This window comes from Metaclostridioides mangenotii (assembly GCF_018917235.1).
Lineage (GTDB): Bacteria > Bacillota > Clostridia > Peptostreptococcales > Peptostreptococcaceae > Metaclostridioides.
In genome coordinates this window covers 442,298-464,484 of the sequence record NZ_JAHLOF010000002.1, presented here as the reverse complement: position 1 = coordinate 464,484, position 22,187 = coordinate 442,298, and the positions used below count along the sequence as shown (strand labels likewise).

Genomic DNA, 22,187 nt, shown 5'->3' with positions numbered 1-22,187 from the left:
CACCTGTTCCCATTCCGAACACAGAAGTTAAGCTCTCTTGCGCTGATGGTACTTGGTGGGAAACTGCCTGGGAGAGTAGGACGTAGCCGCGTAATCTTTTTTAGTTTTTGTTTTTATGTATGGAGGGGTTAATGATTGAATTTTGAACGTATATGATGACGAAATTAGTTCATGTAGGCTGGCTAAGAAACCGCGCCAGACAGCTACAATCACTAACATCGCCCTCATATCCATTCGAAATACAATCATTAACTTTTCATTAAGTTAAGAACTAAAACCTAAAGACTTCTTACGCTAAAGCTAATATATAGGAAAGTTCAAAACCTTAATTAATATAAAGAGATTAGTTCATGTAGGCTGGCTAAGAGACCGCGCCAGACAGCTACAATCACTAACATCGCCCTCATATCCATTCTAAATGCAATCATTAACCTTCATTAAATTAAACCCCAAAACCTAAAGACTTCTTACGCTAAAGCAATATATAGGAAAGATCAAAACTTCAATTAATATAAAGAGATTAGTTCATGTAGGCTGGCTATCGAACCGCGCCAGACAGCTACGATCACTGTCGTCGCCCTCATATCCATTCTAAATACAATCATTAACCCTTCATTAGATTAAACCCCAAAACCTAAAGACTTTTTACACTAAAGCTGTGTTTTTGGGAAGATCAAAGTCAAAACCTATATCAAATTTACTTGTAGACTGGCTTTCGAACCGCATTAGAGACAATCACTAACATTGCCTTCTCATTCATTTGAAATATATTCATTAATCCTTCATTTGATTGAGGGCTAAAACCTAAAGGATCCTTACGCTAAAGTTAGTTATGAGAGAGTATTGAAAAAGTAAAACTCCTGATAGTTACAGACATTTTAGTAGTCTGTAACAGAGCAGGAGTTTTACGTTTTTTATTCTTCTATTACTATTCGATTTTTTATTTATTCCTTTTTGGAGAAAGGTGCTAACGCCAGAATCATTAGTAGTATACTTATAACCCAAGGTCTAAGTCCAAATTTATTTAAAAGAAGGTTTACGCCAGCCAGTACCATTAAAGTGTATCTAATTAATAAAAATATAGAACCTTTGGATAGCTTATTTATAGATATCATTTTTAAACATAATAAAAACATCCTTATGCCTAGAAACGCTAGCATAACGCCAACAATATCTTGAATTATATAGTAGAAATGAAATTCCATTATTATTCTCCTTAGTCTATAGCTTTTGTATATATTATAAAGTCTATGTATAAAATAGTTTTATACATAGACTTAATTTAGTATTTAGAGTGTATAAATATATTATTCTATTATTTTAACTATATATTTGCAAAGTTTTGAGATTCTAGTTCTTGTTTTTCTAATTCCCTCAGCTCTTCGTCTGTGTACGTTGTCATTGTAAATCCAGTTACCCCGTAGATGAAGTTGATTACAGGGCTTATCCAATTTAGGAAGCAGTATGGTATAAAAGTAAATATTCCTACCCCTAATGTTTGACTACAGAATATTGCGTTAGAGTTCCACGGTATTAGTGGAGCTCCTAATGTTGCGGTATCTTCTATTATACGCGATAGATTTTCTGGTTTCAATTTAAATTCCCTGAAAATCGGAGACATTACTGTTCCTACGAATACTGATGTAAACATCATTGAAGAACTAAATGCATTTGCTAGATAACTTACTATGAATGTTGATCCTACTAGTTTTGTTCTTGAGTTTCCAATTTTCTTTATCATTGGTTCTAGTAATACTTCTAAGAATCCAGTTCTCTGTAGTATTCCGGCTATTACAAAGACTACGAATACTAAAAGAGCAGTTTCTGCCATACTCATTATACCACCGCGGTTTAGGAGCTTATCAGTATATGCTAATCCTGTTTCTATTTTGAATCCACTTAACATATACTCAAATATATCTTGTATTTTTTGACCTTCTTGAATTACCGCTACGACTCCAGCCATTGCAGTAGATGCAAGGATTGAGAGTATAGGTGGTTTTTGTAATACTAATAGTATCATTAAGAATATTATTGGTATTAATGCTATGAATCCAATATGGAAATTACTTTTTAGTACTGTTACAACTTCGCTGATCTGTTGGTAATCTATAGTACTGTCTGCATATTTAAAACCTATTACTGTATATAAAACGATACATATTAGGTAAGACGGTACTGTTGTACCCATCATGTGCTTTATATGTGTTATTATATCGGTCTTACATACTGCAGCAGCTAAGTTTGTTGTATCTGATAGAGGAGACATCTTATCACCAAAGAATGCGCCAGATATAATTGCTCCAGCTGTTAGCCCAGGGTGGACACCCATACTATTACCAATACTTATAAGTGCTACACCTGATGTTCCTAGTGTTCCCCAAGATGTACCTGTTGCTAGAGATGTAAGGGAACATATTATTAAAGTAGCAACTAAGAAATACTTAGGAGTTATTATTAAAAGTCCACTGTATACTATAGTCGGAATTGTACCTGAGGCTGTCCATGTTGCAATAAGAGCACCAACAGATAGTATTATAAAGTTTGACTGAAATGCATCGACACCGACTTCAAAACCAGCTCGTTCAATTTCACTATTAGTATATCCCAGTTTCATAGCTGCAGGTACGACAATCAACCAAGATAATAAGAACATTGTAGTAACAGAAGCTCCGTATCCAACCATGCCTATAGTAGCGAACACTATTACAGCAAGTATAACTAATACGGCAAATCTAAACGTGGGTTTTCTTTTTTCTGTATTATTACTCATAACGTTAATTCCTTTCAATTATAAATGTGTATGATTATTAATTTTATAGTAGAGATTCTACTGCAGTTTTTATCCTAGATAAGCCTTCCTCAACCATAGATCTTGGGCAGGCTAAATTAATCCTTTGGAACTGACTTCCACCTATGCCGAAAGAAGGTCCGTTGTTAAGTGCAATTTTCCCTTTCTCTACTAAGGCCTTTGCTATTTCATCGTCGCTTTTACCTAGCTTGCTAAAGTCAACCCATAATAAATATGTTGCTTCAGGCTTGTTTACTTTAAGAGCGGGTATGTTATCTTGGATATACTTAACTGCGAAGTCTATATTTCCTTCTAAATATTCAAGAAATTCATCTAACCAATCTTCGCCGTGATTATAAGCTGCTCCAGTAGCAACTAAACTAAATGCATTATTTCTTTTAATATCGATTCTTGTGAATGCTGTATCTAATTTGTTGAAGTCATCCTCGTTTGGAAGTATGACTTGAGACATTTGAAGCCCTGCTATATTAAAAGTTTTTGTTGGCGCCATACATGTAATACTATTTTGAGCGAATTCTTCAGAGATTGATCCAAAAGGAGTGTGTTTGTGTCCTTTTAGTATTATATCGCAGTGAATTTCGTCTGAGATAACTTTTACATTGTTTCTAATGCATATATCTCCTAGTTTTATAAGCTCTTCCTTAGTCCAAACTCTACCAACTGGGTTATGAGGATTACAAAGGATAAATAATTTTACATCTTTAATGTTTGCTTCAATTTCAGCGTAGTTCATTACATAATTTCCATTTTCTTCTTTTATTAGAGGGCTTATAACAAGCTCTCTGTCATTGGCTTTAACTATGCTGTTAAATGGGCTGTAAACAGGCTCTTGAATCATTATTTTATCATTCTTATCAGTTAGTTCTTGAATTATTAAGCTTATACTAGGCATTACACCTGGACTGAATATAAGCCATTCTTTTTTAATGTTCCAATCAAATCTTTTAGATACCCAATAAACTATTGATTCATTATAAGAATCTGGTCTTGTTGTATATCCGTATATCTCCTGATCTAATCTATTTCTTATAGCCTCGACTATACAAGGAGCTGCTTTGAAATCCATATCTGCTATCCACATTGGTAGGAGATCGTTAGTTCCATATTTTTTATCCATTTCTGTCCACTTTGCTGCGAAATTGTCGCTTCTGTCTACTACAGTATCAAAATTGTATTTCATAATGTTTTACCTCCATGATTATATAAAATTCTATACTTAAAGAATAAGCAATAAATGTGCCATAAAAATTTATTTTACATAAAAATAACATAAAAATGGACACAAGTATTGCAATTACAAATATTCAATGAGATTTTATATTAAAATATAATAATAATAATTTAATTTATATATATAGTAGAGGGATTTTTATTAAAACAATGGGTTTAATGGGTAAATATACACCCAATTAAACCCTTTTATATTTTTTTAAATAATCTATTCCAGATTCAGTTATTACAGTTCCGCCTCTACCAGTTAGTATATCAACAAATCCTTGTTCTTGTAAGTCTATAAGAATAATCCTTATTTGTTGTTCTGTTAAAAATATCCCGTTAGAGGATGCTAGATTATGAAGCGTTCTTCTACCAATTCTCTGTCTTAAATTGTAGGCAGTATTTAGCTGATTAAGAACAAAGAGGTATTCTCTTAAAGGTCTTTTGAATCTTGGCAAGTTAGAACTTTTATCACAATCTATTGGTTCGCTTAGCTCCAGCGGTTGATTGTTGTTTCCTGCTTTTATAGTATCTAATATATATTCAGGAAAATCGCATACTTCTATAACGTCTTTATCTAAATATGAAAAGTATTCAGCTAAATTCTGTAGCTCTCTTACATTACCCTCCCAACAATAATGGGTAAATATGTTCTTGACATCTTCGTTGAGTTTAAAGTTAGTGTTTAATTTCTTTTTAAAGAAGTCGAAAATAAGAGAAATATCATCTGTGCGTTCTCTGAGAGGTTTTATCTTAAGAGGGAGAACATTTAACCTGAAGTACAGGTCTTTTCTAAATTTATTTTGATGGACGAGCTCATTTAGATCTCTATTTGTGGCTGCAATTATTCTTACATCAATATTTACTACTTTATCAGAACCAATTCTTCTGATCTGCTTTTCTTGTATCACGCGCAAAAGTTTAGCTTGAGAGTTTAGATCCATTTCACCTATTTCGTCTAAGAAGATAGTTCCGTTGTTTGCCAGCTCGAATAGACCGATTTTTCCTCCTTTTTTTGCGCCCGTGAAAGCTCCTTCATCATAACCAAATAGTTCACTTTCAAGGAGACTCTCTTGAAAAGTACTACAATTAAAAGCTACAAAAGGCCCATAACTCTTATTTGATGTGTTATGAATAGACTGGGCAAATAACTCTTTCCCAGTTCCGCTTTCTCCAATAATTAATATTGAGGAGTTAGACTGTGACATTTTGTATGCAAGTTTTTTTGTATTATTAATTTCTTTAGAGCAGCCGATTATATCTTCGAATGTATATTTAGATATATTGCCTGAATTTGCAAGCTGTGCACGTAATGCTGCCTGTTTTTTCTCTGCCTGATAAAACTTAGTTATTTTTATTATAAATCCATCGAATATATTAAGTTGTACGTATTTAACCTCTATATTTACATCTATCTTATTAATTTTAATAAGTTTTCCAAAAATCTGGGTTTTGTTTTCTATTATATTATCAAATTCTATATCATTTATATATTTGCTTATGTGCTTTCCTATCATTTGATTATCGTCAATACCGAGGATTTTTTTAGCTATATGACTATAAAATTGAACTATTCCACTATGATTAATACATATAATCCCATCATCTATTGTCGATAGTAATAAGTCAAATTGATTTTCTAATTTATTTCTGTTGGACAGTAATGTTTCTGTACAGTAACTAGTAGGAGTTACCTTATCCATATACTTTTTGATTAAATCATCTTTGATTATGTGTTCTAGTTTAGTTTTAATTGCGATTTCAACAATGCAACTAATATCAATAATTCTATATCCTAAATCTATGATATCGCATGTATTTGTATCAAATAGAACTTTCTCTCCAGGAGTTAAAATCGTTGAGTCCACAGGAGGATTGTTCATGTGTGGATAACAAGGAAGCATATTTAGGTGATCTATACCCAATCTATAAGCTAACGATATAGTTTCTAAAGCCATATCTCGTGTTAAATTATACATATAAACTGCTTCGTTTTTAGATAGTACAGTCAATGTATCAACGCTAGATTTCTCAAAAGTAAGCTTGGGAATAAGGATTTGAGCCTCTGGAGATGATATTCTCGCAATCTCGTCGTGCTTCATATAAACAGACAGAAGTATCAATTTTTCTTTTACTGAATGATAGTTATTCTCTTCAAAGGAGTAAAGATTAATTTTAAGATAATTTCCTAGAAAGTAGGTTATTTGATTTTTATATATTTCTCCAGCATCTTTTTTTAGTGTAATAATAGCCAATTCTTTAAAACTCATCTATATACCTCGCTTATAATACGTATTTAATTAGCTCTATATTTATAAATAATCCATTTAAAGTAATCTTAAACATTTAATAAGTTTAATAAATTTTATATTAAAGCAAACTTAGATAATTTAAAATGTATAGAAATAATTATATCAGTATTTCACAAAAAGACAAAATCAAGTCATATAAAAAGTTTTGGTTGCATTAATTAGGTTAAAATATTGGATTGTAATTTAAATATCCCAACATGTCAAACAATGTAGTCTGAGAATTGATGGGATATTTGCATTAGGTTAAAATTACTAGACCCAATTAAAATATTTCTCTGTTTTAAAAAATTTTATTCGATAAATGTTTGAGAACCAAACTTTTGGGACATAATATATAATGTAAACGTAATATATAAGCAAAATAGATTACTCAATCTCCCCCATAAAGGCCTCTATCCCCCATAGAGGCCTTTTTATTTATAAAATAATATTATTGATTACATATCCAAAAAAGGAAAAGAATTCTTTACAATAAATACGAAAATTGATTAAAAAATAATTTTATTTGTGATATAATGATATAGATAAGGAACTAATGTTCGAAAAAAGGAAGTGATTAGTATGGATTTCAAGATAAAATCTGACTTTAAGCCTACTGGAGACCAACCAGAAGCTATTAATTCATTAGTTGAGTCGATAAACAAAAGGGAAAAGTTTTTAACCTTGCTAGGAGTAACTGGGTCTGGTAAAACATTTACTATGGCAAATATTATCCAGTCAGTTAATAAACCTACGTTGATAATGGCTCATAACAAGACTCTTGCAGCACAACTTTACAGTGAATTTAAAGAATTCTTTCCGGAAAATGCTGTTGAGTATTTTGTTAGTTACTACGACTACTATCAACCTGAGGCTTATGTAGCTCACAGTGATACTTATATAGAAAAAGATGCTAGTATAAATGACGAGATAGATAAACTTAGACACTCAGCAACTGCTTCTATACTTGAAAGACGAGATACAATAATAATTTCATCTGTTTCATGTATATATGGTTTGGGGGACCCAAAGGATTACAAAGAACTGATGCTATCACTTAGACCAGGAATGGAGAGAGACAGAGACGAGGTTATCAAAAGACTTATAGAGATTCAGTATGAGAGAAATGATATCAATTTTACTAGAGGTACATTTAGAGTTAGAGGGGATGTACTTGAAATTTTTCCCGCAAGCAACGATGAAAAAGCTATTAGAATAGAATTTTTTGGCGATGAAATAGATAGAATTACAGAAATTGATTATTTAACAGGAAAAATTGAAGGTGTAAGAAACCATGTTGTTATCTTTCCAGCATCTCACTATGTAACAACTCCAGAGAGAATTGAGAACGCTATAAAGACAATTGAACAAGAGTTAGAAGAAACGATAAAGATATTCAAAGAAAAGGACATGTTGTTGGAAGCTCAGAGAATAGAGCAGAGAACAAATTACGATATAGAGATGCTTAGAGAGATAGGTTTTTGTCAAGGCATAGAAAACTATTCAAGGCATATAACAGGAAGATCTGAAGGAGAGAAACCTTATACACTAATGGATTTCTTTCCTGATGACTATTTAATAATAGTAGATGAGTCGCACGTTACAATTCCACAGATAAGAGGAATGTATGCAGGAGATAGATCAAGAAAAACTTCTCTTATAGAGAATGGATTTAGACTTCCATCAGCACTTGATAATAGACCTCTAAACTTCCCAGAGTTTGAGGAAAATATAAATCAGATGTTATTTGTAAGTGCTACACCTGGACCTTATGAAATAGAACATTCAGAGACTGTTGCGGAGCAAATTATAAGACCTACAGGCCTACTTGATCCGATTGTTGAAGTTAGACCGATAAACAATCAAATAGACGATCTGCTAGGAGAGATTAATAAGACAATTGAGAAATCTGAGAGAGTTTTAATTACCACTCTAACAAAGAAAATGAGTGAGGACCTTACGAATTATCTAAAAGAAGTTGGTGTTAAGGTTAAGTACCTGCATTCAGATATAGTTACTTTAGAGAGAACTGAAATAATTAGAGATCTGAGACTAGGCAAGTTCGATGTACTTGTTGGTATTAACTTACTTAGAGAAGGACTTGATATACCAGAAGTATCTTTAATAGCGATTTTAGATGCTGATAAAGAGGGATTCCTGCGTTCTGAGACTTCGTTGATACAAACGATAGGTCGTGCGGCAAGAAATGAGAATGGACGAGTTATAATGTACGCAGATAAGATAACAAATTCTATGAAAAATGCATTAGACGAAACACAGAGAAGAAGAGAAATACAAAATGCGTATAACGAAGAGCACAATATTACACCGACAACAATAGTAAAAAATATTAGAGACAGCATTGAGGCGACTGCAGTTGCAGAAGATGAGGTTGTCTATGGAATAAAAGATACAGACGATATAGATGAAATCAGAGAAAATTTAGAGAAGTTAAAAGCAGAGATGCTTGAAGCTGCTAAAGATCTACAATTTGAGAGAGCGGCACAATTGAGGGATAAGATAAAAGAGTTGGAAGAGAGGATACAAAAATAAATGGACGATAAAATAGTTATAAAAGGAGCTAGAGAACACAATCTAAAGAATGTGGATATAGAGCTACCAAGAGATAAATTTATTGTATTTACTGGTTTATCAGGCTCTGGAAAATCTTCTTTAGCATTTGATACAATTTATGCAGAAGGGCAAAGACGTTATGTAGAGAGTTTATCTTCATATGCTAGACAATTTTTAGGGCAGATGGAAAAACCTAGTGTCGAGTATATAGGAGGACTTTCTCCTTCAATATCTATAGATCAAAAGACTACTTCAAAAAATCCACGTTCTACAGTTGGAACAGTTACCGAGATATATGATTATCTAAGGCTGCTATTCGCTAGGGTTGGCGATGTTTACTGTCCTACTTGTGGAGAAAAGATTAGTCAGATGACTATTCAAGAGATAGTGGACAAAATATTAGAACTACCAGATAGAACAAAGCTACAAATACTATCTCCTGTCGTTAGAGGACAAAAAGGTACTCATAAAAAAGTTCTAGAGAATATTAAAAAAGACGGTTACGTAAGAGTTAGAGTTGATGGAGAAAATTACGAAGTAACAGATGATATAGAATTAAACAAGAATCAGAAACACAGTATAGAAGTTGTTGTAGATAGAATAGTAGTAAAAGACGGAATAGAATCAAGGCTAGCCGACTCTGTAGAAACTGCAGTAAAACTTGCAGATGGGCTTGTTATAGCGCAGATTATTGATGGACAAGAAATACTGTTTTCAACTAAATTTGCTTGTCCCGAACACGGAATAGCAATTGAAGAACTATCACCTAGAGTGTTTTCATTCAACGCTCCTTTTGGATCATGTGATGTTTGTAAGGGGATAGGTGAGAGTAGAGAGGTTGACCCTGATTTAGTTGTTCCAAACAAGGACTTATCTATAAAACAAGGAGCAATTGCAGCATGGGGTTCTACTGGAGTTAACGATGACACATACTACAGCAAGATGATTAAGAGCCTTGCAGAACATTTTGGAGTATCATTAACTACACCTTTTAAAGACCTTCCAGAAGACTTTATAGAGGAACTTCTTTACGGAAAAGGTAATGTAAAGGTAGAATTTACTTACGAATCCAAATTCGGTGGAGTTAGACAGTACAAATCGTACTTTGAAGGAGTAGTAGTAAATCTTGAGAGAAGATACAACGAAACCAACTCAGAATACGCAAGAGAAAAAATAGAAGAGTACATGGCAGAGAGAGCTTGCCCAAAATGTAAGGGGAAAAGACTTAAGAAAGAGGTTCTTGCAGTACTTATTAATGGAAAAAATATAATGGATGTAACAGATCTTTCTGTAAATGAGTTAATAGCTTTTATGGATGGATTGATTCTTACAGAAAAACAGAAGTTTATAGCTAAAGAGATAGTAAAAGAGATAAAAGAAAGGGCAACATTCCTAAGAGATGTAGGACTGGACTACCTTAATTTATCGAGGAAAGCTGGAACACTATCAGGTGGAGAAGCACAGCGTATAAGACTTGCGACTCAAATAGGTTCAGCGTTAGTTGGAGTACTATATGTTCTGGATGAGCCAAGTATTGGTCTTCATCAAAGAGACAACGATAGACTTATATCAGCGCTTAGAAATTTAACAAACTTAGGCAACACACTTATAGTAGTTGAGCACGATGAAGACACTATGAAGGAAGCAGACCATATTGTAGATATTGGACCTGGAGCTGGAATACACGGTGGAGAGATTGTAGCGCAAGGTACTTTAGACGATATTTTGGCTAATGAAAGCTCAATAACAGGACAGTATTTAAGTGGTAAAAAAGTAATTCCAATACCTGAAGATACAAGAATAGGAAATGGAAATTTCTTAGAAATTATCAAGGCTTCAGAGAACAACTTAAAAAATATTGATGTAAAAATACCTCTTGGAGAATTTGTTAGTATAACTGGTGTTTCCGGATCTGGAAAAAGTACACTTATAAATGACATACTTTATAAAAGTGTTTCTAGTGAAGTAAATAGAGTTAGAAAGAGACCAGGCAAACACAAAGAGATAAGGGGAATAGAAAATATAGATAAAGTAATAAATATTGATCAAAGCCCTATAGGGAGAACGCCTCGTTCAAACCCGGCAACATATACAGGTGTATTTGATCAGATAAGAGATCTATTTGCCTCTACAAATGAAGCTAAGGCTAGGGGATATAAAAAAGGAAGATTTAGTTTCAATGTTAAAGGTGGAAGATGTGAAGCTTGTAAAGGCGATGGGATTATTAAAATAGAGATGCACTTCCTTCCAGATGTATACGTACCTTGTGAAGTTTGTAAAGGGGATAGGTACAACAGAGAGACATTGCAAGTTAAGTATAAAGATAAAACAATATCAGATGTGCTAAATATGAACGTTGAGGAAGCCGTCGAATTCTTTGAAAATATCCCAAATATAAGAAGAAAACTTGAAACACTTATAGATGTCGGACTTTCATACATTAAGTTGGGTCAACCCTCTACGCAGTTGTCAGGTGGAGAAGCACAGAGAATTAAACTTGCAACAGAGTTGAGTAAGAGACCAACAGGAAAGACCTTATACATTTTAGACGAACCAACGACAGGACTTCATATAGCTGACGTTGACAAGTTAATCCAGGTATTGCAGAGATTAGCTGATACTGGAAACTCTGTTATAGTTATAGAACACAACTTAGATGTTATTAAAGCCTGTGACTATATAATCGATCTAGGGCCAGAAGGTGGAGATAAGGGAGGTACTATAGTTGCGACAGGTACTCCAAAAGAAGTATCTAAAGTAGAATCTTCATATACTGGACAATTCCTAAAAAAATATTTTGAATAAAACTCATATAAACAGGGAGTCTAAATGTGATAAAATCTCATTTTATGACTCCCTGTTCTTATAAAAATTTTTATTGTTAATTTATGTGTACAGAATATGCATCTGACCTTTTGAATCTTTTATAATTTCAGATTCCACATTATAAATTTTAGAAATAAAATTTGATGTTAAAATCTCTTCCGGTTTTCCTTCTCCAACTATTTTACCATCTGATAATGCGTAGATTCTATCACAGAACATAGCTGCTATATTTAAGTCGTGTATTGCAGAAATAACAATTTTATTCAGTCCTTTAATAGTTCTAAGCATTTGTAGCTGATGGGATATATCTAGATGATTAGTAGGTTCATCAAGAATTAAATAGGGGGTATTTTGTGCGAATGCTCTAGCTAGAATCACTCTTTGACGTTCACCGCCAGATAATGTAGAGAAATTCCTATTTGCATAACTTTTCATATTTACTACATCCAATGCTTCTTCAACAATTCTATAGTCATTAAGATTATCACGCTCCATAGTTCGTTTATGTGGTGATCTACCCATTAGAACAATATCTCTAACTGTAAATTCAAAACTATAGTCATTGTGTTGCGAAACTACAGCAATTTTTTTTGCAGAGTCCCTAATACTGATAGAATCCAGAGCAACTCCATCAATATACACGCATCCATGTGAAGGTTTTAAAATTCGATAAATGCACTTAAGTAAAGTAGATTTACCACTACCATTGGGACCTATTATACCTATAAATTCTTGAGAATCACAATTTAAGCTTACATTTTTAAGAATTTTTTCTACTCCATAGGATATTTCAATATTCTTTACGTCAATACTCATCATTTATTACCCCCAAATCCATAGGACTTTTTGACCATTAGATATATAAAGCATGGTGCTCCAATCATAGAAACCAGTATACCTATAGGTATTTCTGAATTTGGTATTAAAACACGGCAAAGCACATCAGACCAGATCATAAATATTGATCCTGTTACGGCGCTAAGAGGTATTACTTTTCTATGGTCTGTACCGAAGATCATTCGTATTATATGTGGAATTACAAGTCCAACAAAACCGATCATACCAGCAGCATAAACTGAAAAACCAATTATCACAGATGAGATAATCATATAAATTATCCTATATCTATATAAATCAGTTCCCAAAGTTATAGATACTTCATCTCCCATAAGCATGAGATTGAGATTTCTAAACTGTGTAGAGAAGAAGACAGCACCGAGTATGAACATCGGTAGCAATAATAATACTTTGTTCCAGTTAGCACCAGCTAAACTTCCCATTGTCCAATAGGCTACTTCAATGGCGGCAGTTTTATTATTAGTAATGTATAAAACACAATTAGAAAATGCAGTGCAAACAGCTCCAATAGCCATACCAGAGAGAACTAATTTTGATGAACTAGAACGCCCCCCTATATTTGATAATGCCATAACCGCAAATGTAGCAATAAGAGCTCCTAAAAATGCCATTATACCTATAGAATTACTGCCAAATATAGTTCCAAAACCAAGCATTATAGCTGTTGTAGCTCCTAGAGATGCTCCGGATGAAACACCAAGTATATATGGATCAGCGAGTGCATTTTTAACAACTGCCTGCATTACAACTCCACATACAGATAATCCCATTCCTATGCATATTGCAAGTAGTACTCTAGGTAATCTAAGAAGCCATACTACATCATGTATAGGTCCATTTGAGAACTTTGAAAAAGTATCTATGTGGAATAATTCATAAAATATTACACTGTAAACATCTCTCATAGATATTCCGGCATTACCAAAAGTAATAGATGCTAGTATAGAAAATAGCAAGACAAATATCAATGCTATAAAGGCTGTCCAGTAAAAATGGCCACCATTAAATTTATTGTCGAGGTTTCTTTTAATAAGGGTTTTCATATTTTTCCTTCAATAAATCCTATTACAGATTAGGATATAAACCATCTGCAAAGTTAATGATCCCATTTTTTGTACGGATACCACTAGCATACATATCGCCTAACATAATCGGTTTTACTCTATTATTTTTTACTGCTGATAGGCTGGCTAAACTTTTATCTGCTATTATTTTATTTATGTTTTCATTTTTTACTGCTTGTGGATCATCTCCAGAATAAGGCATATAAACTACGAATATAACATCAGGATTTAAATTTATTATATCTTCTTTGCCAAGGTCAGACCCGTCTTCTTTAACAAGTTGTCCTCCAAGTGTTTTAACCATATCTCCACCAAGACTTGAGGCTCCATAGTTTACGATAGTATTACCTTGGAATTCAAGAATTAAGGCAGTAGGTTTTTTGTCTATTTTGGATGTTTTTTCAGTAACATTTTTAATTTCTGATTTCATATTTTCCACTATTTTATATGCTTTTTCTTGAACATCGAAAATTTTACCTAAATTTATAATATCAGAAAACTCATTTTCAAGAGTTCTAGGTTCACCCTCTTTTATACGAGTATTAGAATTAATATAAATATTTGTACCATTATCCACCCAACCAGCAGCATCTCCTAATGTTTTATCGCTAAAGTAAGACCCCCAACTAAGTATGAAGTCTGAACTTAACATTGTTACAGATTCTTTAGAAGGTGTAAACTCCGTAAGATAGTTGACTTTATCAAATGCTGATTTTAAATCACTGGGCACTTCGTTGTCTAGTCCAGCAGCAGCTACAATCTTATCCTCTAATCCAAGGGCAAGTAAAGTTTCAATTGAACCTTGATAAACTGCTAATGCCTTTTCTGGAGATTTTTTATATACTGTTTTTAGTTCTTCACCATTTGACCCATAAGTTGTAATTTTAAGTGGATATTTTGTTTTTTCAGGTTTTGAATTTGTTTCAATTTTTGATGTAGAGCTATTTACTTCTTTGTTCTCCTTTTGTGAATCTTTAGGACTACAAGCAGTAGAGCCTAGTAGTAGTATTGTAGTTAACAATACAGATATAATTCTTGTGAATAAATTTTGTTTTTTCATATTTTCTCCTCTTAATATATAATACTATTAACAGAAGAAGCCTCAGTTGTGAAAAAGCCTGCTATAAAAGCAGGCATCTTAAAAACAACGTATGTGCATCATACAATGAATTAGATGTTATGCTTTACACGGAAGCTTCATCTCAATATTAAGCAGGTTTCCTGACTTACAGATCAATACCTAGAATTACCTTCTCACAATATTTTGCAATGGCGTACAAAACTAGATTCCCTGAATACAGTGACCGGATCGCTCAGGATTCTCACCTGATTCCCTTTTATTTATGTAAAATTTAATTTACTAAATCACTTAATATAAGTTAACTACTAAAATTTATCATAATAATATAAAATATGCAACAAATACTAAACATAATAAAATGCAATTTGATTTACATCATAATAATTAATCTACTTAAAGAGTATAGAATATAAGTTCTAAAATTTATAAAATATATTTTAAAAGATTGTATTTGAGGTATAATTTAAATAGAGAAATTAAAAAATGGAGGAATAAGTTTGTTTGATATACAAGAACATTTAAAAAATTTACCAGCTGAACCTGGTGTTTATTTAATGAAAGACAAATTCGACAATATAATATATGTAGGAAAAGCTATTTCACTTAAGAACAGAGTAAGACAGTATTTTCAATCATCTAAAAATCATTCCTCTAAAGTTAAATCTATGGTTACGAATATCGATAAATTCGAGTACATCATAACAGATTCTGAACTTGAGGCGCTGATTTTAGAGTGTAACTTAATAAAAAGATATAGACCTAAGTACAATGTTCTACTCAGAGATGATAAAACTTATCCATACATAAAAGTCACGGTTAACGAAGACTATCCAAGACTTTTAAAAGTAAGGAGAGTTCTTAAAGATAAAGCGAAGTATTTTGGACCATACACTAATATTGCAGCAGTCAACGATACTATTGAAGTACTAAGAAGTGTATATCCGATTAGAAGTTGCAACATAGATATAGATAAAGCAATTAGAAACAATATGAGACCCTGTTTAAACAAACATATAAATAAATGTGTTGGACCTTGTACAGGTACTGTTAGTAAAGAAGAGTATGGAAAAATGATCGATGAAATAATCTACTGTTTATCTGGAAAAGAGGAGAAACTAATAGATATTTTAACAGAGAAAATGCAAAAATGTTCTGAGGAATTTAATTTTGAAGATGCAGCTAAGTATAGGGATAAAATTATGAGCCTTGAAGAACTAGTCCAAAAGCAGAAGATAGACAATGTAGCTTCGGATTTAAATCAAGATATTATTGCAATGGCGAGGGCTCATGATGAAGCCTGTGTACAGGTGTTTTTTATAAGAAATGGTAAGATAGTTGGAAGGGAACACTTCATACTAGAAGGAGTATTGGATAGTCCAAGATCTTCTATATTAGGATCTTTTGTTAAACAGTTTTACATGGAGCAAGAATATATTCCAAAGGAATTGATAATAGAAGACGAAATCGAAGATAGTTTTGTGCTTGAGGAGTGGCTTACATCTAAAAAGGGACAAAAAGTAACTATAAGAGTGCCGCAAAAAGGTGAAAAGAAGAGTCTTGTAGAGATGGTTCGTAAAAATGCGATAGAATATCTTGAGAAGTTTTCGGATATGAATAAGAGAAAGTACGAAAAGAGCGTAGGAGCGTTAGAAGAGCTTCAAAAGCTTCTTGAATTAGAAGAAATTCCAAATAGAATAGAGTCATTTGATATATCAAATATTCAAGGGGTGGATTCTATTGGAAGTATGGTTGTTTTCACAAAAGGAAAGAAGGATAAAAAAGAGTACAGAAGATATAAAATAAAGACGGTAGAAGGGCCAAATGACTACGATTCGATGGCTGAAATAGTTGAAAGAAGAATTAAGTACGGCAACTTGCCAGACTTGATGTTGTTAGATGGGGGTAAGGGACAAGTCAGTGCTGTAAAAAGAATATTGGATTTATATGAAATTGATTTACCATTATGGGGAATGTATAAAGATGACAACCATAGGACAAAAGGACTTGTTAATAAAGATAGGGAAATAGAATTAGATAAAACGTCAAACTTGTATAGATTTGTTGCAAGTATTCAGGAAGAAGTTCATAATTACGCTATCTCATACCATAGAAGCCTTAGAAACAAAGCTCTTACAAAATCTGTACTGGATAATATACCAGGTATAGGTGATAAGAGAAAGAAAGCTCTGTTAAATCATTTTAAAGAAATAGACGCAATAAAAGCTGCTACTTTTGAGGAACTAAACGAAGTTGATGGTATGAACAAGTCATCTTCAGAGAGTGTATATAATTTCTTTCACAAGGATAAATAAAAAGGAAATTATATGATGATATAAGATAAATTGAGGAGAGATAATCAATGGATACAGATAAAAAGATACCAATTAAAGACTTAATAATGGATTTACGTCTAGACATTGTGTATATGCCAAAAGATTCTAGTATTTATGTGGAATCTACTGAATTGAATAGACCTGGTTTGCAGTTAGCTGGATATTTTGAGTTCTTTTCTAATGATAGAATTCAGATAGTAGGAAAAACCGAGTATAATTATTTTGCTAAAGTCGATTCTAAAAAAAGAGAAGAGATACTCGATAAATATTTTTCTTACGATATACCAGCTCTAATAATAACATCCGGTCTTGATGCAAGTCCAGACTTTATTAAATATGCAAAAAAGTACAATAAAATTTTACTTAGTACTAAAAAAAATACAAGTAAAATCACTAGTAAACTTTTGAGTTATTTAGAGAGCAAATTATCTCCGACCACAACTATACACGGTGTATTAGTTGATGTATATGGAATAGGGGTTTTGATTAAAGGTGATAGCAATATAGGAAAATCAGAGACGGCACTTGAGTTAGTTCAAAGAGGCAATAGGTTAGTTGCGGATGATTCAGTTGAAATCAGAAGGCATGATGATAATAAAGTCGTCGGAAAATCTCCAGAGATTTTAAAATATTTATTAGAGATCAGAGGAATAGGAATTATTGATGTAAGAAGTTTGTACGGAGTAGGAGCAATTAAAAACTCTAAATCTATTGATATGGTTGTATATCTTGAAGCTTGGGATAGCACCAAATACTATGATAGATTAGGATTAGATAAAGACTACGAAAAAATACTAGGAGTTAATCTTGAAAAGCTTATAATCCCAGTAAGGCCTGGTAGAAATACATCAATGATTATAGAAGTTGCTGCGATGAACTTCAGACAAAAGGGAATGGGTTATGATGCAGCTGAGGAATTCAACAATAAACTTTTAAATATGATAGATAAAAAGTCTAATAACAGTGAAGAGTTTTAGTTAATCTGTTAAATATCTAATAAAAATTTATATTATGATTACAGATTATTTATAAAGTTTACTCTTAATTTTATAGTTTTTAAAAAATAATTATAATTGCCCCCATTAGGGGGCTTTTTATTTTAGTATTTAAAAAGTTAATACCATTACTATAAAGCTTTTCTATTGATTAATTGATTGACTAAAGGTTGTAAGACTATAATACACTTTATTTCTATATTAAAATAGCTAAAATACTTGAAATTAAAAAGTTTTGTTAAAAGTATATTTAAGTTGTAAAAATAATTTGTCGTTGATATAATATCTTATAATCGAAAATTCATAAAATTATGAATAATATGATAATAAATTAACGTTTACGAAATCAATATTTTATCAATACGAAAGGAGTAAGTTTATGAGTAGATTGAGTATAATTACTAGAAGTAAAGCTCAAACGGTTGTGGAAGAACTTTACAAAGATCTAGAAAGAAGAATTGTTGCCAGTCCTCCAGGGTTATGTCCAGTAGATATGTCTTCGTCTTTTTTAAAGATGTGTCATGCACAAACATGTGGAAAATGTGTGCCATGTAGAATTGGGCTTGGTCAATTGGGGAATATGCTTGAAGATGTATTGAATGGGGATGCAACTTTAGATACTATTGAATTAATTGAGAGAACAGCGCGTGTTATTTCAAACTCTGCAGATTGTGCAATAGGTTATGAAGCTGCTGAAATGGTACTAAAAGGCTTGGAGGGTTTTAGAAATGATTACGAAGAGCACATTTTGAGGGGAAGATGCCTCTGTCATTTAGAACAGCCAGTGCCGTGTGTAGCTTTATGTCCAGCTGGAGTTGACATACCAGGATATATCGCATTAGTAGGAGAGGAGAGATATGCTGATGCTGTTACGCTTATTAGAAAAGATAATCCATTCCCTACAGCTTGCGCATTAGTCTGCGAACATCCTTGTGAGGCAAGATGTAGAAGAAACATGATTGATGATTCTGTGAATATAAGAGGGCTTAAGAGAATGGCTGTAGATTATTCAGTAGAAGTACCTAATCCTGAGAATGCAGAATCTACAGGTAAAAAAATAGCTATAATTGGTGGTGGGCCAAGTGGGCTTAGTGCAGCTTATTATTTACAGTTAATGGGCCACCAAACTACCGTATTTGAAAAGAGAAAGAGGCTTGGTGGAATGTTAGTTTACGGTATACCTAGTTATAGATTGCCAAGAGAGCGTTTAGAAGAGGATATAAAAACTATACTAGATACTGGTGCAGAAGTTAGGATGGAGACATCAATAGGAAGTAATGACGATGAAATTTCAATGAACCAATTAAGAGACGAATACGATGCAGTTTACATTTCAATAGGCGCTCACACCGACAAAAAAATTGGTATAGAGAATGAAGATGCAAATGGAGTAATCTCAGCTGTTGAGATGCTTAGGAATATAGGTGATAATGAGATGCCTAACTTTAAAGATAAGACAGTTGCAGTAATTGGTGGTGGAAATGTTGCTATGGATGTTGCCCGCTCAGCAATAAGGTTAGGTGCCAAAAAGGTGAATGTTGTATACAGAAGACGTAAAGTTGATATGACTGCGCTTATGGAAGAAGTTGAAGGTGCAATAGCTGAAGGGGCTGATGTATTGGAACTACACTCTCCTGAGTATATCGAGAAAGATGAAAATAACAATGTAAAGGCACTTTGGGTCTCTCCTAAAATGGTAGGCCTTGTAGGTAAAGATGGAAGACCTAGACCTGCAGATTCTAACTTAGAAAATGTTAGAATACCATGTGATGTCGTAATAGTTGCAATTGGGCAGGGAATAGAAACTCCTCACTTTGAAGATGCAGGAATCCCAATTAAAAAGGGTGGAATCGACGCGGCAGCTTGGAGTGCTATTGAAAATACCGAGGGAGTATTTGCAGGAGGAGATTGTGTTACTGGTCCAGCTACTGTAATACGTGCAATCGCAGCTGGGAAAGTTGCAGCTGCAAATATAGATTCATACCTAGGGTACGACCATATAATTTCAACAGATGTAGATATACCTACTGCTAGGCTTGATGATCGCCAAGCTTGTGGAAGAGTAAACATGACGGAAAGAGATGCTGACGAAAGAATAAAAGACTTTGAAATGGTTGAACTTTCTATGTCTTGCCAAGAAGCAAAACAAGAAGCGAATAGATGCTTAAGATGTGATTATTTTGGATATGGAGTTTTCAAAGGAGGTCGAGTATCTCAATGGTAAAATTAAAAATAAATAATACAGAAATTGAAGTTGCAGAAGGTACAACGATTTTAGAAGCTAGTAAACTTGTTGGGATGCCAGTTCCAAGCCTTTGTTACCTAAAGGGAATAAATGAGATAGGTGCATGTAGAGTATGTGTTGTAGAAATGAAGGGAAAAGAAAAGCTGATTACAGCATGCAATAATATAGTATCAGAAGGTATGGAGATCTTGACTAATTCACCAAAAGTAAGGGAAGCTCGCCGTACAAATGTAGAATTGATACTATCTCAACATGATTGTCACTGCCCTACATGTGTAAGAAGTGGAAACTGCGAATTGCAAACAGTAGCTAATAACTTAAATTTTCCTGAAAATCACTACAAATTAAATGTACCACATTCAAATTGGCCAAAAGACTTTCCTCTAATAAGAGAAGAAGGTAAATGCATAAAATGTATGCGCTGTGTACAGGTGTGCGACAAGATACAAGACCTTCATGTTTGGGATATTGCTCAGACTGGCTCGCGTACAACAGTAGATGTTTCACTCAATAGGGACATAAAAGATGCTGATTGTGCACTTTGTGGACAGTGTATCACTCACTGTCCGACGGGAGCACTCCACGAGAGAGACGATGTAGGTCCAATTTTAAGAATGAACGGTGTACTAAGCAATCCAGATATAATAACAATAGTTCAAGTGGCGCCATCAGTTAGAACAGCTTGGGGAGAAGCTTTAGGACTTACTAGAGAATTTGCCACTGTCAGAAGACTTGTATCAGCACTAAGGAAGATTGGATTTGATTATATTTTTGACACAGACTTCTCAGCAGATTTGACAATAATGGAAGAGGGAAGCGAGTTCTTAGAAAGACTTGGAAGTGGAGAAAAGAGTAGATATCCTATGTTTACATCATGTTGTCCCGGATGGGTTAGATTTTTAAAATCTCAGTATCCTGATATGGTAGATTCTCTATCTACTGCAAAATCTCCACAACAAATGTTCGGGGCAGTTGCAAAGAGTTACTATGCAGATATCCTGGGAGTTGATCCTTCAAAAATATGCTGTATTTCAATTATGCCATGTGTTGCTAAAAAGCATGAGTGTGATATACCTAGTATAAATGATAGTGAAGCTCCAAAAGATGTAGATTTTGTTTGGACTACAAGAGAGATTGTAAGACTTATAAAATCCGAGCATATTGACGTAGATGCCTTAGAAGAAGAGGAGTTTGATATGCCACTAGGAATAGGATCAGGTGCAGGAGTTATATTTGGAGCGACAGGAGGAGTTATGGAAGCAGCTCTTAGAACAGCTTACTATTTAGTAATGGGTGAAAATCCAGATGCTGACCTATTTATGGATATAAGGGGGATGGATGGAATAAAAGAATCGACAATCGATTTAAATGGAACATCTTTAAATATTGCTATAACGAGTGGTCTCGGAAACGCTAGAAAACTTATAGAATCAATAAGAAGTGGTGAGAAAAAATACGATTTTGTTGAAGTAATGGCATGTCCAGGTGGTTGCGCTTCAGGAGGGGGTCAACCAATACATGCAGGTGAAGAGTTAGGCAAAGAGAGATGCGGTGTTTTATATGATCTTGATAGAAGAGATAGCTTAAGGTTCTCGCACGAAAATCCATCAATAGTAGAAATCTACAAGAATTATCTAGAAAAACCACTTTCTCATAAGTCTCATAAATTGCTTCATACTAACCATTATGATTGGGAAATGTCAAAAGCTTTAAGGTAGTAGGATTTTGTTAAGTATATAAAAAGTAACTAAGAAAAGGTGCTTTAAGATTATTTAGAGCACCTTTTTGTTTTTATATTTTTGTATTAATAAGGTTCAGTGTTAATTACATTAGTTGCAAAATCATCTATTTTTGATTTTCTTAAATCTCATTGGAAAGAACTTTATGATATTA

General features: G+C 33.3%; 13 protein-coding genes, 1 rRNA gene and 1 riboswitch. Of the genes, 7 read left to right on the top strand and 7 right to left on the bottom strand.

Features of this window, described 5'->3' with window-relative positions; translation table 11 throughout:
- A 5S ribosomal RNA gene (gene rrf / locus KQI18_RS05345) occupies positions 1 to 92 on the top strand; the annotation flags it as partial.
- An 852-nt stretch (positions 93 to 944) separates the two neighbouring features.
- Here rrf and KQI18_RS05340 read toward each other — a convergent pair.
- From KQI18_RS05340 to KQI18_RS05325, 4 genes are all read right to left on the bottom strand, one after another.
- Positions 945 to 1,205 carry a hypothetical protein gene (locus tag KQI18_RS05340; RefSeq protein WP_216466634.1) on the bottom strand — a complete coding sequence of 87 codons (261 nt, stop codon included), beginning with the start codon at positions 1,203 to 1,205 and terminating at the stop codon, positions 945 to 947.
- 119 nt (positions 1,206 to 1,324) lie between these two features.
- Positions 1,325 to 2,773, bottom strand: a complete 1,449-nt coding sequence (nhaC, locus tag KQI18_RS05335; protein ID WP_216466633.1) for a Na+/H+ antiporter NhaC — start codon at positions 2,771 to 2,773, stop codon at positions 1,325 to 1,327.
- A 43-nt stretch (positions 2,774 to 2,816) separates the two neighbouring features.
- Entirely contained in the window at positions 2,817 to 3,992 is a 1,176-nt protein-coding gene (locus KQI18_RS05330; RefSeq protein ID WP_216466632.1) for a MalY/PatB family protein, read from the bottom strand.
- A gap of 229 nt (positions 3,993 to 4,221) precedes the next feature.
- Positions 4,222 to 6,297, bottom strand: a complete 2,076-nt coding sequence (locus tag KQI18_RS05325; protein WP_216466631.1) for a sigma-54 interaction domain-containing protein — start codon at positions 6,295 to 6,297, stop codon at positions 4,222 to 4,224.
- 603 nt (positions 6,298 to 6,900) lie between these two features.
- Here KQI18_RS05325 and uvrB point away from each other — a divergent pair.
- Both uvrB and uvrA read left to right on the top strand, forming a co-directional pair.
- Positions 6,901 to 8,871, top strand: coding sequence for an excinuclease ABC subunit UvrB (gene uvrB, locus KQI18_RS05320; protein ID WP_236887649.1), 1,971 nt, complete (start codon positions 6,901 to 6,903; stop codon positions 8,869 to 8,871).
- Positions 8,872 to 11,697 carry an excinuclease ABC subunit UvrA gene (gene uvrA / locus KQI18_RS05315; protein ID WP_216466630.1) on the top strand — a complete coding sequence of 942 codons (2,826 nt, stop codon included), beginning with the start codon at positions 8,872 to 8,874 and terminating at the stop codon, positions 11,695 to 11,697. It begins immediately after the preceding gene.
- Between the two features lie 81 nt (positions 11,698 to 11,778).
- On the opposite strand, the gene KQI18_RS05310 is transcribed toward uvrA, so the two are convergent.
- The 3 genes from KQI18_RS05310 to KQI18_RS05300 are packed head-to-tail and all read right to left on the bottom strand — an operon-like array spanning position 11,779 to position 14,700.
- The gene (locus KQI18_RS05310) at positions 11,779 to 12,537 is read right to left on the bottom strand and encodes an ABC transporter ATP-binding protein (protein WP_330654359.1); all 759 of its coding nucleotides are present in this window, start codon (positions 12,535 to 12,537) and stop codon (positions 11,779 to 11,781) included.
- Positions 12,534 to 13,619: a FecCD family ABC transporter permease gene (locus KQI18_RS05305; RefSeq protein ID WP_216466629.1), complete on the bottom strand. Its 1,086-nt coding sequence runs from the start codon at positions 13,617 to 13,619 to the stop codon at positions 12,534 to 12,536. The genes KQI18_RS05310 and KQI18_RS05305 overlap by 4 nt, the downstream gene beginning before the upstream one ends.
- Positions 13,620 to 13,641: 22 nt before the next feature.
- The gene (locus tag KQI18_RS05300) at positions 13,642 to 14,700 is read right to left on the bottom strand and encodes an ABC transporter substrate-binding protein (RefSeq protein WP_216466628.1); all 1,059 of its coding nucleotides are present in this window, start codon (positions 14,698 to 14,700) and stop codon (positions 13,642 to 13,644) included.
- Positions 14,701 to 14,833: 133 nt separating this feature from the next.
- Positions 14,834 to 15,011, bottom strand: a riboswitch (cobalamin riboswitch).
- Positions 15,012 to 15,218: 207 nt separating this feature from the next.
- On the opposite strand from KQI18_RS05300, the gene uvrC reads away from it, so the two are divergent.
- The 4 genes from uvrC to KQI18_RS05280 all read left to right on the top strand — a co-directional run bounded on the left by uvrC (position 15,219) and on the right by KQI18_RS05280 (position 22,012).
- Positions 15,219 to 17,033, top strand: coding sequence for an excinuclease ABC subunit UvrC (gene uvrC, locus KQI18_RS05295; protein WP_216466627.1), 1,815 nt, complete (start codon positions 15,219 to 15,221; stop codon positions 17,031 to 17,033).
- 47 nt (positions 17,034 to 17,080) lie between these two features.
- Positions 17,081 to 18,031 (top strand): HPr(Ser) kinase/phosphatase, encoded by a 951-nt coding sequence (gene hprK, locus KQI18_RS05290; RefSeq protein ID WP_216466626.1) that lies wholly within the window; start codon positions 17,081 to 17,083, stop codon positions 18,029 to 18,031.
- Positions 18,032 to 18,428: 397 nt separating this feature from the next.
- Complete coding sequence (locus tag KQI18_RS05285) at positions 18,429 to 20,273, top strand: NAD(P)-binding protein (RefSeq protein WP_216466625.1); 1,845 nt, start codon at positions 18,429 to 18,431, stop codon at positions 20,271 to 20,273.
- Positions 20,267 to 22,012 (top strand): NADH-dependent [FeFe] hydrogenase, group A6, encoded by a 1,746-nt coding sequence (locus tag KQI18_RS05280; RefSeq protein WP_216466624.1) that lies wholly within the window; start codon positions 20,267 to 20,269, stop codon positions 22,010 to 22,012. Before KQI18_RS05285 ends, KQI18_RS05280 begins: the two co-directional genes overlap by 7 nt.
- Positions 22,013 to 22,187 lie beyond the last annotated feature (175 nt).